Below are 13457 nucleotides of genomic sequence, written 5' to 3' on the forward strand. Positions count from 1 at the left end.
TGCGACGCAGGATCGTCCTCTTCATGTCCGTGTCCGTGGACGGCTACTTCGAGGGCCCGGACCACGACCTCGGCTGGCAGCTCATCGACGACGAGGTGCACGCCCACATGAACCGCGAACTCGTCCGCATGGGTGGTTTCCTCTCCGGCCGGCGCACCCACGAACTGATGGCCGCCTTCTGGCCCACCGCCGACCAGGACCCGGCCGCCGCGGGCCCGGTCGCGGAGTTCGCGGAGATCTGGCGCACCATGCCGAAGACCGTCTTCTCCCGCACCCTCGACCACGCCGACTGGAACACCACCGTCGTCCGCGAGGTCACCCCCGGCACGGTCGCCGCCCTCGCCGTCGGCCCCGGCGGGAACCTCGCCCTCGGCGGCGCCGACCTGGCCGCCTCCTTCCTGGCCCAGGACCTGATCGACGAGTTCCGCCTCCTCGTCCACCCCGTCGTCCTCGGCCGCGGCACCCTGCTGTTCCGCCCGACCGACCGCCCCGTCCCGCTCACCCCGGTCGAGACCCACCGCTTCACCAACGGCGTGACCCTGCTGCGCTACGCCCGCAGCGGGCCCTCGCCGCTGGACTGACGCAGGGCCGGCGGGCGGTCAGCCGTCGATCGGGTCGAAGGTGAACCGCTCGACCTCGGCGAGGAGTTCGGCGCGGCGGCGGTCGTCGATGAAGGAGGCCCGGAAGGAGTTGGCGGCCAGTCGGCGCAGGGTCTCCTGGTCGAGGGCCAGGGCCTGCCGGACGGCGCGGAAGTTGTCCTCGACGTAGCCGCCGAAGTAGGCCGGGTCGTCGGAGTTGACGGTGACCAGCAGGCCGGCGTCCAGCATCTCCCGCAGCGGGTGGTCGGCGAGGGTGTCGATGCAGCGCAGCCGGACGTTGGAGAGCGGGCAGAGGGTCAGCGGGATCTGCTCGCGGACCAGTCGGGCGACGAGTTCGCCGTCCTCCAGGCAGCGCAGGCCGTGGTCGATCCGTTCCACGCCGAGCACGTCCAGCGCTTCGGTGATGTACGAGGCCGGGCCCTCCTCGCCCGCGTGGGCGACCCGGCGCAGCCCGGCCTCGGCGGCCCGGCGGTAGACCTCGCGGAACTTCGCGGGCGGGTTGCCGACCTCGGCCGAGTCCAGGCCGATGCCGGCGATCCGGTCGAAGTACGGGCGGGCGGCCTCGAAGGTGTCCAGGGCGGAGTCGGCGGACTCGTCGCGCAGGAAGCACATGATCAGCTGGGTGCTGATGCCGTACCGCTGCTCGCTGCGCGACAGCGCGCGGGTCAGGCCGTCCACGACCACGCCGAGCGGCACCCCGCGCGCGGTGTGCGCCTGGGGGTCGAAGAAGATCTCCGCGTGCCGCACGCCCTGTTCGGCGGCCCGGGCCAGGTAGGCGTCCGCGAGGTCGGCGAAGTCCTGCTCGGTGCGCAGCACGGCCATCAGCGCGTAGTAGAGGTCGAGGAAGGACTGCAGGTCGCTGAACGAGTACGCCTTCCGCAGTTCCTCCGTGTCGGCGTACGGCAGTTCGACGGAGTTGCGGGCGGCGAGGGCGAAGGCGAGCTCGGGTTCGAGGGTGCCTTCGATGTGCAGGTGGAGTTCGGCCTTGGGAAGCGGCATGTGCGATCTGTCCGAGCTGTCGGGGATTGGGCCTGAAGGTACGGAATTCATCCTATGATCTCGCCGATCTTCGGGGGCGCCGTGGGCAGCTCCCGGAGGGTGCGCAGCGGCGAGAACAGCGGCAGCGCCCCGGCCACCACGAGCAGGCCCGTCATCACCCACATGGTGGGTCGCAGGCCGATCGCCTCGCCCAGTGCGCCGCCGGTCAGGGCGCCGAGCGGGATGGTGGCGTGGACGGCGAACATCGATCCGGCCGCCACCCTCGTGAGCAGCCCGGGCGGGGTGTAGGACTGCCGGAAGCTGCCGAGCACGACGTTGCAGAACACCACCGCCGCGACCACCCCGAGCGCGCCGACCACGTACAGGGCGGTGCCCGCTCCCGGCCCGGCCAGCGGCATCAGCAGCCCGAGCGGGACGGCGCCGAGCAGCACGGTCCGCACCGCGCGGGCCGTCCCCAGCCGGGCGCACAGCGGGCGGACCGCCGCCGCGCCGAGCACCCCGCCGAGGGCGGCGGCGGAGGCGAGCACGCCGACCCAGCCGGGGGCGATGCCGGCCTCCCGGACCAGGAACAGCGCCAGGATCGCCTGGTAGCCCATGAGGGCGAAGTTGGCGGCCGCGCCGAAGCAGAGGAAGGCCCGCAGGTAGGGGTCGCGCAGCAGGAAGGACAGCCCCTCGCGGACCTGTCCGCGCAGGCCTTCCGGCACCGGCGGCACCGGCTGCGGCCGGGCGCGGATCCGCAGCAGGGTGCCGGCCGCGATCAGGAAGCTCACCGCGTCGATGAGCAACCCGCCTGCGGCGCCGATGAGTTGGACGGCCAGCCCGGCCAGTCCGCGGCCCGCGACCTCGGCCGCAGAGCCGCTGCCCTGGAGCTTGGCGTTGCCCTCGATCAGGTCCGCCGGGGCGACCAGTTCGGGCAGGTACGCCTGGTCGGCGGCGTCGAAGAACACCGAGCAGACGCCGCCGAGGAAGGCCACGGCCAGCAGGTGCGCCAGGGTGAGGACGCCGAACCACCCCGCCACCGGCACGCTGGCGAGGAGTCCGGCGGAGCCGAGGTTGCAGGCGATCATCACGGTCCGCCGGGGCGCCCGGCCGACCCAGACCCCGGCCGGCAGGCCGAACAGCAGCCAGGGCAGCCAGATCGCGCTGGTCAGCAGGCCCGCGGCGAGCGGCCCGGCGCCCAGGGTGAGCACCGCGACCAGCGGCAGTGCGACGGTGGTGACGCTGCTGCCCAGTCGGCTGACGGTCTGTCCGGCCCACAGCAGCCGGAAGTCCCGCTGGGCGAACAGGCCCCAGCGCGAACGGAGTTCGGGGCCCCCGGCGGGCGGGGCGAGGGTGGCGGTCACGGCCTGGCCGGGACGCTGTGGGCGAAGGCCAGGACGGTCTCGCGCTCCCGCCCGTCCTCGGGCACCGGCCGCCGGGCCCACTTCTGGATCACCTCGTGCAGGTCGGCGGCCAGCTCCCGGGCCTCCTCGGGGGTGAGCCGCAGCCAGGCCTCGGTGGCCACCGAGCAGCCGTCCCGCCAGTCGGGGTCGTACCCGCCGCGCCGCGCGGTCCACTCGCGGACCAGCTCGACCTTGCGTTCCAGCAGGATCGATCCGGCCGCGTCGGCGACCGCCTCGGCGGCCGGGTCCCCGTCGAAGTCGGCCCTGGTCCAGCTGAGTTCGCGGTCGGCCAGCCGCCACCAGCGCTCCCGCCGGTCCCGGGCGAGCTCGGCCGCCTCCTCGATCAGTCCGCTCTCGGCCAGCACCTTGAGGTGGTGGCTGACGTTGCCCACCGCCTGCCCGGTGCGCTCGGCCAGTCTCCCGACGGTGGCCGGGCCGTCGACCTTGAGCAGGTCGATCAGCCGCCAGCGCAACGGGTGGGTGAGGGCGGCGAGCACCCGGGAGTCCTGGATCTCCCGGGTGCCGCGCGGTTCGTGGGTCGTCCTGCCTGTCGTCTCGTCCATGCCGGGAGGATATCCACAAGAACTCTTGTACGACAGCTCTTTTACAATTCTCCTTGTCCATCCGGACCGCCCCGGACGATCGGGTGCACCGGCGGCGGTCGGCGGGCACCCTGGAGGAGGGGACTTCCGCCGAGGAGGCACCGCGATGCAGCACGCCGACGACCCGCACATCCGGCCCGCGGGCATCTCCCCGCACGCACTGGGCAACGACACCCTGCTGCACGAGCTGGAGCAACTGCACCGCACCCGCCACGAGACCTTCCTGTACGGCTCGGAGGAGGCGCTGAAACGGCACACCCTGCGGACCGGCCAGCTGGAGGCCGAGTACCTGAACCGCTTCCCCCTGCGGCAGGTGACCGCGGCCCGGACCAGGGCCGGCGCCCGGGCCCGGGAGGCGGCCGCCCGGGTGGAGTCGCTGCCGGAGTGACGCCCGCCGGCCCCCGGCGGGACACGCCGGGCGGTGGTGGCGCGCCCCGGGGCGGGGCGTCGGGGAGGGTGTGAGGGCAGAGCACCGGACCCGACCCCCCACTGGGAGCCCCGCATGCCCATCGCCAGCGTCAACCCCGCGACCGGCGAGATCGTCCAGACCTTCGAAGCGCTCGACGCGGCCGGGATCGAGCGGCGGCTGGCCCGCGCCGAAGCCGCCTTCCACGGCTACCGCAGCACCCCGTTCGCCGCCCGCGCCGAACTGATGCACCGCGCGGCCGACCTGCTGGACCGGGACCAGGACGCGCTCGCCCGCACCATGACCGAGGAGATGGGCAAGCCGCTCGCCGCCGCCCGGGCCGAGGCCGCCAAGTGCGCCAAGGCGATGCGCTGGTACGCCGACCACGCCGAGGCGCTGCTCGCCGACGAGCACCCGGCCCCCGCCGACGTGGCCGACAGCGGCGCCTCCCGGGCGTACGTCCGCTACCGCCCGCTCGGCCCGGTGCTCGCCGTGATGCCGTGGAACTTCCCGTTCTGGCAGGTGATCCGCTTCGCCGCGCCGGCCCTGATGGCGGGCAACGTCGGCCTGCTCAAGCACGCCTCCAACGTGCCGCGCACCGCGCTGGCGATCGAGGAGCTGTTCCGGCGGGCCGGCTTCCCCGAGGGCTGCTTCCAGACCCTGCTGATCGGCTCGGGCGCGGTCGAGGGGGTGGTCCGGGACCGCCGGGTCGCCGCCGTCACCCTCACCGGCAGCGAGCCGGCCGGGCGGGCGGTCGCGGCCGCCGCCGCGGACGAGGTGAAGAAGGCGGTGCTGGAGCTGGGCGGCAGCGACCCGTTCGTGGTCCTGCCGAGCGCCGACCTGGACGCCGCGGTCGCCACCGCCGTCCGGGCCCGGGTGCAGAACAACGGCCAGTCCTGCATCGCCGCCAAGCGCTTCATCGTGCACACCGACGTCTACGACCGCTTCACCGCCGCCTTCACCGAGGCGATGCGCGCGCTGCGGATCGGCGACCCGATGGACGAGGCCACCGACGTCGGCCCGCTGGCCAGCCGCCAGGGCCGGGACGACCTGGAGGAACTGGTCGAGGACGCCCGCACCCACGGCGCCCGGGTCGAGTGCGGCGGCAACCGCCCGATGGGCTGGGACACCGGCTGGTTCTACGAGCCGACCGTGCTGACCGGCATCACCCCGGCGATGCGGATCCACCTGGAGGAGACCTTCGGCCCGGTCGCCACCGTCTACCGGGTCGCCGACCTGGACGAGGCGGTGGCCCTCGCCAACGACACGCCGTTCGGGCTCAGTTCCAACGTCTGGACCACCGACCAGGGCGAGCAGGAGCGCTTCGTCCGCGACATCCAGGCCGGCGGGGTGTTCTTCAACGGCATGACCGCCTCCCACCCGGCGCTGCCCTTCGGCGGGGTCAAGCGCTCCGGCTTCGGGCGGGAGCTGTCCGGGCACGGCATCCGGGAGTTCTGCAACGTCACCACGGTGTGGATCGGTTGATCGCTCCCGGAGCCGCGACGCCTCCGGTACGGCTGCGGGTACCCGGGTTCGGGCCGGTCAGGTCAGGTCAGCCCACCGTCCGGTGCCTGCCCCGGCCGGGCGTCGCCCAGCGGGCGACCATGCCGACCAGCGCGATGAAGGTCAGCAGCCAGAAGAAGGCCATCAGCCCGATCATCGGGTCCCACTCCGTCTGGACCTCGACCATGAGCAGGCCGATCGAGAGCGCGACCATGAAGGTCACCACGGTGGGGCTGAGGCTGAGCAGCCAGCGCCAGGCCCGGTGGCCCAGGCTCGGGTTCTTCGGGGCGTCCGGCCCGGTTTCGAGTTCCTTGTAGCTGAGCAGGTCCATTCGGGATCGCCTCCGGTGCTGGGTGAGGGGGAGGGGGCGGCCCGCGCGGTCAGGAGGCCTTGCGCGGAGCCGCGGACTTGCGGGTGGTGGTCTTCTTCGCCGGGGCGGCCTTCCCGGTGCCCGCGGCCTTTCCGGCGGCGGCGGTCTTCTTCGCGGTGGCGGCCTTGTTCGCGGTGGCGGCCTTCTTCGCGGCGGCGCGCTTGCGCGGCGCCGGCTCCTCGGCGGCCGGCTCCTCGTCGACCGGCTCCGCCGCGGCCGGGGTGGCCGGCGCCCGGCCGCCCTTGGCCTGCCGGAGGCTGCTGCGCAGCGCCTCCATCAGGTCGATCACGTTGTCCGGCGCCTCGCCGGGCTCCTCCTCGTGCGGGAGCTCGACGCCCTCCAGCCGGGCGGTGATCACCTGCTGGAGCGCCTGCTGGTAGTCGTCGTGGAGCTGGGAGAGGTCGAAGTCCTCGGAGAGGGTGTCCATCAGCGACCGCGCCATCTTGAGCTCCTGCGGCCGCACCGCGACGTCCTCCTCGGGCGCGATCCCGGCCGCCGGGCGGACCTCGTCGGGCCAGATGCAGGTCTGGAGCACCAGCGTCCCGTCGTGCACCCGCAGCACCGCGGGCGACTCCCGGGTGCGCAGCGCGATCTTGGTGACGGCGATCTGCCCCGACTCCACCAGCGCGTCGCGCAGCAGGGCGTACGGCTTGGCGGCGGCCTTGTCGGCGACGCCCACGTAGTAGGCCTTGGAGAACATCAGCGGGTCGATCTCGGTGGCGTCCACGAAGGCCAGCACGTCGATGATCTTCTTGCTGGGCAGCGGCAGGTCGGCGAGGTCGTCGTCGCTGAGCGTGACCGTCCGGCCGTCGGGCGACTCGTAGCCCTTGGCGATCTCCGCGTACGGGACCTCCTTCTCCTCCCGTTCGCAGTACCGCTTCATCCGCACCCGGCCACCGTCCTTGGCGTGCACCTGGTGCAGCGGGACGTCGTGCTCCTGGGTCGCGGAGTAGAGGTGGACGGGGATGCTGACCAGTCCGAAGCTGATCGTCCCCTTCCAGGTGGTCTGCATGGTTCCCACTGTGCGCGCGTTCGGCCGGATCGGCCACTTGCTCCGGCAGGGCCCTGGCGGGTTCCCGCCAGCATGACGCTGCGTCAGATTTGAGCCTTTCCCGCCACTTCTCCACCCACCCTGACCTGGCCTTTTGTGTCCGGTGAGCGAACAGTTATCTCTCAGCTGTTCCGATACCCGGGCGTAGAAGTTAGGTTGCACCGCAATGCGCGGGTCTGTCCCCCACCCTCCGGCACGACGAGCCGAGGGTCATGCCGCGCCGGAAAGGCAGAAGGCACCCTCCATGAGTGCGGACACCACCAAGCAGGCCGCGGACACCACCCAGGTCCCCCACCAGCTCGGCCCGGTCGGACACGGCGGCGACGGCCACCTGAAGGCCGGGCTCAAGAACCGGCACCTGTCGATGATCGCGATCGGCGGCGTGATCGGCGCCGGCCTGTTCGTCGGCTCCGGTGCGGGCATCGCCTCCACCGGTCCCGGCATCCTCCTCTCCTACACCCTGGCCGGCGTGCTGGTGGTGCTGGTGATGCGGATGCTCGGCGAGATGGCGGCGGCCGACCCGCAGAGCGGCTCGTTCTCGGCGTACGCGGACCGCGCGCTGGGCCGCTGGGCCGGCTTCACCATCGGCTGGCTGTACTGGTTCTTCTGGGTCGTGGTGCTCGCCGTCGAGGCGACGGCCGGCGCCAAGATCCTCAACCACTGGGTGCCGGGCGTGCCGCAGTGGGGCTGGGCCCTGATCGTGATGGCGGTGCTGACCTCCACCAACCTGTTCTCGGTCGCCTCCTACGGCGAGTTCGAGTTCTGGTTCGCCGGGATCAAGGTGGTGGCGATCGCCGCGTTCCTGGTGATCGGCACCCTCGCCGTCTTCGGCGTGCTGCCGGACACCCACGCGGTCGGCGCCAGCAACCTGACCGGCCACGGCGGCTTCCTGCCGCACGGCGTGGGCGCGGTGTTCACCGGCATGCTCACGGTCGTCTTCGCCTTCATGGGCAGCGAGATCGTCACCCTGGCGGCAGGCGAGTCGGAGGACCCGGAGAAGGCGGTCAGCAAGGCCACCAACAGCGTGATCTGGCGGATCGGGATCTTCTACCTGGGCTCCATCCTGCTGGTGGTGACCCTGCTGCCGTGGGACTCCGCCGCGGTGAAGGACAGCCCGTACGTGGCGGTGCTCGACCACGTGGGCATCCCGCACGCGGGCCAGGTGATGGACGTGATCGTGCTGACGGCGGTGCTCTCCTGCCTCAACTCCGGGATGTACACCGCCTCCCGGATGGCCTTCTCGCTCGGCCGGCGCGGCGACGCCCCGAAGGTCTTCGCGACGGTGAACTCGCGCGGCGTGCCGATGGTGGCCATCCTCTCCTCGGTGGTCTTCGGCTTCATCGCGGTCTTCTTCAACTACACCTCGCCGAACACCGTGTTCGCCTTCCTGCTGAACTCCTCCGGTGCGATCGCGCTCTTCGTCTGGCTGGTGATCTGCGCGACCCAGCTGCGGATGCGCAAGATCATCGAGCGTGAGATGCCCGAGCGGCACACCGTCCGGATGTGGCTGTACCCCTATCTCACCTGGGTGGCCATCGGCATGATCGGCTTCGTCGTGGTGTACATGTTCACCGACCCCGACGGACGCAAGCAGATGTACCTGTCGCTGGTGGCCGCGGCGATCGTGCTCGGTGCCTCGGCCGTGGTGGGCCGGCGCCGGCGGGCGGCGGTGGCGGCGGGGTCCTGAACCCGTCCGCCCCCGCGCGGGAACGCCGGGCCCGGGAGCCGTTGCGGAGGCTCCCGGGCCCGGTGCCGTTCCATGCCCGGACGAGGGCGGTCGGCCGGACGGCCCGACGGCCCGCCGTGCGGCGGACTGCGGACCGGTGGCGGTAGACCGATGACCGGCGACCGGCCGGTCACGCTGCGTCGATGTCGGCGCCGCGGGCGTGTGAGCCCGCCCACAGGGGGTTTCGCATCTACGGTCCTGGATAGTTGTCGCACTCCGCCCGTGCCGCCCCCGACACCGACCGTCACTCCCGGGCCGCCCGCCCGGACACCGGGCCCGCCCCGAAGAACCCAGGCCATGGAGCCTTCCGGCCCCACCTTCCGTCGGCGGCCCCCACCCTCGACCCTCGAACATCAAAACCGGACAAAGCACCACAAACACACCAGCACGCCGGGCCGCAAGCGCCCGCCCGGCCACTACTCGTCGTAGTAGCGAACCCTTTTGCCACCCGTCCCCGGCCCTGCCAAGAATGGCCCGTCGCCAGGCAGCGCCGGCCGGCCCCGTCCGCCGTGCGCAGCCCGCCCGCCCCGCCGCTCTCGGCCGGGGCGCCACGGCCGTCCCGGACGGCCGCGCGGGCCCCGCTCACCCGGAGCCCGTGCGATGCCCCGCGCCCAGTGCCCCGGCACGGCCCCCGACGGAAAAGGACCGCCCGCTCCATGCAGCTCAGTCATGCCCGCCGCAACTCCCTGATCACCGGCATCGCCACCCTCGTGGTCGCGAGCGCCGCCACCGCCGCGCTCGCCATCCCGCAGGCCGGGAACACCGCCGAGGCCGCCGCCCCCGCGGCCGCCGTCTCGGTGGACGGCAAGCCGGTGGCCGACCAGGCGCAGGCCGACACCGCTGCCGCTGCCCAGCAGGCCGCCCAGGACGCCCAGGCGGCCCAGGCGGCCCAGGCGAAGGCCGAGGCGGACGCCAAGGCCCAGGCCGACGCCCAGGCGCAGGCCGCGGCCGACGCGAAGGCCCAGGCGGACGCCAAGGCGCAGGCCGACGCCGCCGCCTCCCGCTCGCAGCAGCGCCAGAGCCTCGCCGCCCCGAGCGGCACCCCGCAGCAGATCGCCGCCCAGATCGTGCCGGCCGGCCAGCTGCAGTGCTTCAGCAACATCGTGGCCCGCGAGAGCAGCTGGAACCCGATGGCCGTCAACGCCTCCTCCGGCGCCTACGGCCTGGTCCAGGCGCTGCCGGGCACCAAGATGGCCTCGGCCGGCTCGGACTGGAAGACCAACCCGGCCACCCAGATCAAGTGGGGCCTGGACTACATGAACTCCCGCTACGGCAGCCCGTGCGGCGCCTGGGCGTTCTGGCAGAGCCACCACTGGTACTGAGCCGCCCGGCTCCGGCCCTCACGCGCACCCGCCCCGGGCCCGCGACGCACCCCGCGTCGCGGGCCCGGCGCGCGTCCGGCCCGGCGCGTCCCACCTGGCGTGGACGCGTCCGGAAGGCGGCGTGAAGATATGGCGTACGCTCGTACGATTTGCCACTGATTGCTCGTAATTACGCACCGTCAGCCCTTTGCCACGGTTCGCGCGCCCTCTTACGCTCCGGCGTCATGCCCTCACCCCTGATCAGCGTCGTGCTCACCGCCTACGACCAGCACGGACAGCTCGCCGACTGCCTGGACTCGCTGCTCGCCCAGACCCTGGCCGACGTCGAGGTGATCGTGGTCGCCGACCGCTCCCCCGAGACCGCGGGCGGGCTCGCCGACGCCTACGCGGCCCGGGACCCCCGGGTGTCGGTGCTGCACCTGAACGCGGCCGTCGGGGTCGGGGTGAGCCGGAACGCGGGCGCGGCGCGGGCCACCGGCGAGCACCTGCTGTTCCTCGACGCCGACCACCTGCTCCCCCGGGACGCCCTCCAGGCGCTCGCCGACCGGCTCCGGCAGACCGGCCCGGTCGACGTCCTGCTGTTCGGCCACTCCCGCCGCCACAACGACCGCGACTGGCCGGGCGGCGCCGAGGCCCTGCTCGCCGAGGCCGGCCCCGAGCCCTTCGCCCCCTTCGACCGGCCCGAGCTGTTCGGCGCGCCCCCGCTGGTCTGGGACCGGCTGATCCGCCGCGGCCACTGGGAGGACCTCGGGCTCGCCTTCCCCGACGGCCGCTACGAGGAGATCCCGGTGGTGCACGCGGCGCTGCTCGGCGCCCGCACGGCCGCCGTCCTGGCCCGCGAGTGCGTCCAGCTGCGCCGCCGGGAGACCGTCCACCCGGCCGGCGGGCCGGGCAGCAGCGTGTTCGACCTCTTCGAGCAGTACGAGCGCAGCTTCGCCCTGCTGGAGGACCAGCCCCACCTGTACGCCGTCCGCGACGCCCTGTTCGTCCGGATGATCCGGCACTACCTGTTCGTCTTCGACCTCGCCGGCTGCGTCACCCGCGCCGAACGCCCCCAGTTCTTCCACCGCGCCGCCGAGCACCACCACCGCTTCCAGCCGCCCGGCCACCGCAAGCCGGCCGGCCGCGAGGGCATCAAGTTCTCCCTGCTGGCCGGCGGCGCCTACCCGGCCTTCGAGGTCGCCAAGCTCTCCCACATCGCCCGCGGCACCCTCACCGGCCGCAAGTAGCCCGGCGGGCGGGTGCGGTACCGCCCCCAGCCGCCATCGCGGCGGCGATCCGGCGGGCGCGCTCGGCCCACACCCCGGCGGGCAGCGGCGGCAGCACGTCCATCCACGGCGGCAGGGTGGAGCCGCGCAGCTGCGTCAGGCCCTCCGGCCGGGCGATCAGCCACAGGTGCAGGTGGGCGCCACCGTCGCCCCAGCGGTTCACGTGGACCCGGCCGATGCCGCCCAGCGACAGCACGGCCCGCTCCACCCGCTGGAGCATCGGGCCGAGCCGGGTGGACAGCTCGGCCGGCAGGTCCAGCAGGTCGTGGTGGGCGCGCGGCTGGAGCAGCACGGTGGCGGGCAGGCCGCTGGGGGCGTCGGCGCCGCTCAGCCGCCAGTGCTCGTCGGTCCGGAGGAAGTCGGAGTCCGGGCGGGCGCACTGCCCGCAGCTCTCCGGACCGTCCTCGCCGTGGCGGGGCGGCTCGGGCAGGACCGGTGACTGGAGCACCCGGACCGTCAGCTCGCCCTCGTACGGGAAGATGTCCCAGAACGGCGCGCCGTCGGTCGGTACGGCCGGGCGCTCGCCGATCGGCAGCCGGGCGAGGTAGGCGTCGGGATTGGCCGGGTCCGCGGAGTCGTTGATCACGACGGCCGAGCCCGTCACATGACACCCCGTCGGCGGTAGCCCGGTCGTGCCCCGCATCGGTGCGGCGCCCCGGCTGCGATCATCGGCGGAGTCCACTTCCTGGGAGGCCCTGTTGACATCCTCCCCGCCCCAGGGCCTGTCCGGCGGATCTTGGCAGATCAGCGCGCGGCGTTGGGCGCCCGGCTGGGCGTGCGCCCGAGTCGGCCTCGTACTGGACGTACTTGGGCGATTCGGGCGTGCGTCCAGGCGGGATGCCCGGCGTCGCGCGCCTGGCAAGATCCGCCGGACAGGCCCTAGAGGACGGGGATTCCTCCCGCGCCTGCGGCACGGTCACCCGTGGTCCGAAGGTCACCGAGGTGGGTTCCCCGTTCAACGGGCCGTGCCTGGCGTGGGATCGCCACGCCAGGTCTGACCGGTCCTCCAGAGGCGTTTAGCCTGTCCGCCTGCCCGGCGGCCAGGATGTTGCGAGCAGCGTTGAGGTCACGGTCATGGAGAACACCGCACACCTGACAGGCCCACTCGCGTACGTGCAGGGGCTTGGGTCCGTCGCGGTGTCCGCAGTCCGAGCAGAGCTGGGAGGACGGGAACGCGCGGTGCACGATCCCGACATGGCGTCCGTACCGGGCGGCCTTCTCCTCAAGAAGGCGCCGGAAGGTGGCCCATCCGGCGTCGTGGACGGACTTGGCCAGACGGCCACGGCCAAGGCCACGTACGTTCAGATCCTCCAGGTACACCGCTTGGGTTTCGCGGATCAACTTGGTGGTCTGTTTGTGCGGCCAGTCCATGCGGGTGTCGGCCACCTTGGCGTGCGCCCGGGCGACCTTCCGGCGGGCCTTGGCCCGATTCTTCGATCCCTTGGCCTTGCGGGACAGTTCCCGCTGCGCAGCCTTGAGTTTCCTCTCCGCCTTGCGGAGGAAGCGGGGGTTGTCGATCACGCTGCCGTCGGAGAGGACGGCGTAGGTGGTCAGCCCGAGGTCGATGCCGACCTCGGCATCGACCTCGGGCAGGTGCTCGGGTTCGACGTCCACGACGAAACTGGCGCAATACCGCCCGGCCGCATCCAGCACGATCGTCACGGACGACGGGTCGGCAGGCAGTGCCCGCGACCACTTCACCCGTACATCGCCGATCTTCGCCAGGTTCAGCTTCCCATTGCCCCGGATGCGGAACCCGTTGAGGGTAAAGCGCAGAGACTGCCGGCTGTCCTTGCGCGACTTGAACCGCGGAAGCCCGACCGGCCGACCGGCGCGCTTGCCGGATACCGAGTCGAAGAAGTTCCGGTACGCGGTGTCCAGATCCCGCAGGGACCGGATCAGCGGATCCACCCCGACCGAGGCCAGCCACGCCCGCTCAGGGGTCTTCTTCGCCGCCGTGATCACCTGCTTCTGCAAATCGGTGCTCTTGGGGTAGGGCAGGCCGCCCTTCCGGGCTTCCTTTCGCGCCGCGAGGGCGTCGCTGTACACCACCCGGGCACACCCGAACGTCCGTACGAGCGAAGCACGCTGACCTGCCGTCGGGTAGATGCGATACGAGTACCGAAGATGCACCAGATCAACCTACCGACAGGCACTGACAACGGCCCACGTCGGCGCCCCCGAGGATCACTCCGCCGCTTCGCGGCTCCGGGCCAAGCCCCCATTCCT

The 13457-nt window shown here is 72.8% G+C and carries 13 protein-coding genes; 6 read left to right on the top strand and 7 right to left on the bottom strand.

Annotation, left to right across the window (positions count from 1 at the left end):
• Positions 1 to 23: 23 nt before the first annotated feature.
• Positions 24 to 581, top strand: coding sequence for a dihydrofolate reductase family protein (locus tag ACFY2K_RS09635; RefSeq protein WP_387710517.1), 558 nt, complete (start codon positions 24 to 26; stop codon positions 579 to 581).
• Positions 582 to 599: 18 nt separating this feature from the next.
• Here the strand turns inward: ACFY2K_RS09635 and ACFY2K_RS09640 are convergent, their stop codons facing one another.
• From ACFY2K_RS09640 to ACFY2K_RS09650, 3 genes are read right to left on the bottom strand one after another with little or no spacing between them, the layout of a single operon-like run.
• Entirely contained in the window at positions 600 to 1598 is a 999-nt protein-coding gene (locus ACFY2K_RS09640) for an adenosine deaminase (RefSeq protein ID WP_387710519.1), read from the bottom strand.
• Between the two features lie 47 nt (positions 1599 to 1645).
• On the bottom strand, positions 1646 to 2941 hold the full coding sequence (locus ACFY2K_RS09645; protein WP_380587837.1) for an MFS transporter: 1296 nt from the start codon (positions 2939 to 2941) through the stop codon (positions 1646 to 1648).
• Entirely contained in the window at positions 2938 to 3543 is a 606-nt protein-coding gene (locus tag ACFY2K_RS09650; RefSeq protein WP_387710521.1) for an ArsR/SmtB family transcription factor, read from the bottom strand. The genes ACFY2K_RS09645 and ACFY2K_RS09650 overlap by 4 nt, the downstream gene beginning before the upstream one ends.
• 145 nt (positions 3544 to 3688) lie before the next feature.
• On the opposite strand from ACFY2K_RS09650, the gene ACFY2K_RS09655 reads away from it, so the two are divergent.
• Positions 3689 to 3970 carry a DUF6158 family protein gene (locus ACFY2K_RS09655; protein WP_375884008.1) on the top strand — a complete coding sequence of 94 codons (282 nt, stop codon included), beginning with the start codon at positions 3689 to 3691 and terminating at the stop codon, positions 3968 to 3970.
• 114 nt (positions 3971 to 4084) lie between these two features.
• Positions 4085 to 5473, top strand: a complete 1389-nt coding sequence (locus ACFY2K_RS09660; protein WP_387710523.1) for an NADP-dependent succinic semialdehyde dehydrogenase — start codon at positions 4085 to 4087, stop codon at positions 5471 to 5473.
• Positions 5474 to 5540: 67 nt separating this feature from the next.
• On the opposite strand, the gene ACFY2K_RS09665 is transcribed toward ACFY2K_RS09660, so the two are convergent.
• Positions 5541 to 5822 carry a hypothetical protein gene (locus ACFY2K_RS09665; protein WP_380528365.1) on the bottom strand — a complete coding sequence of 94 codons (282 nt, stop codon included), beginning with the start codon at positions 5820 to 5822 and terminating at the stop codon, positions 5541 to 5543.
• Between the two features lie 49 nt (positions 5823 to 5871).
• Positions 5872 to 6873 (bottom strand): Ku protein, encoded by a 1002-nt coding sequence (locus ACFY2K_RS09670; protein ID WP_387710525.1) that lies wholly within the window; start codon positions 6871 to 6873, stop codon positions 5872 to 5874.
• Between the two features lie 283 nt (positions 6874 to 7156).
• Between ACFY2K_RS09670 and ACFY2K_RS09675 the strand changes: the two genes are divergently transcribed.
• The 3 genes from ACFY2K_RS09675 (at position 7157) to ACFY2K_RS09685 (ending at position 11189) form a co-directional block, all read left to right on the top strand.
• Entirely contained in the window at positions 7157 to 8599 is a 1443-nt protein-coding gene (locus ACFY2K_RS09675) for an amino acid permease (RefSeq protein ID WP_380587846.1), read from the top strand.
• 695 nt (positions 8600 to 9294) lie between these two features.
• Positions 9295 to 9960 carry a transglycosylase SLT domain-containing protein gene (locus tag ACFY2K_RS09680; protein ID WP_387710528.1) on the top strand — a complete coding sequence of 222 codons (666 nt, stop codon included), beginning with the start codon at positions 9295 to 9297 and terminating at the stop codon, positions 9958 to 9960.
• Between the two features lie 224 nt (positions 9961 to 10184).
• The gene (locus tag ACFY2K_RS09685) at positions 10185 to 11189 is read left to right on the top strand and encodes a glycosyltransferase family 2 protein (protein ID WP_375883994.1); all 1005 of its coding nucleotides are present in this window, start codon (positions 10185 to 10187) and stop codon (positions 11187 to 11189) included.
• Here ACFY2K_RS09685 and ACFY2K_RS09690 read toward each other — a convergent pair.
• Both ACFY2K_RS09690 and ACFY2K_RS09695 read right to left on the bottom strand, forming a co-directional pair.
• Entirely contained in the window at positions 11173 to 11832 is a 660-nt protein-coding gene (locus ACFY2K_RS09690; RefSeq protein WP_387710530.1) for a hypothetical protein, read from the bottom strand. The genes ACFY2K_RS09685 and ACFY2K_RS09690 overlap by 17 nt on opposite strands.
• Before the next feature lie 275 nt (positions 11833 to 12107).
• Positions 12108 to 13361: an RNA-guided endonuclease InsQ/TnpB family protein gene (locus ACFY2K_RS09695; protein WP_387710532.1), complete on the bottom strand. Its 1254-nt coding sequence runs from the start codon at positions 13359 to 13361 to the stop codon at positions 12108 to 12110.
• Positions 13362 to 13457: the final 96 nt, after the last annotated feature.

This window comes from Kitasatospora sp. NPDC001309 (genome assembly GCF_042896295.1).
Classification (GTDB): domain Bacteria; phylum Actinomycetota; class Actinomycetes; order Streptomycetales; family Streptomycetaceae; genus Kitasatospora.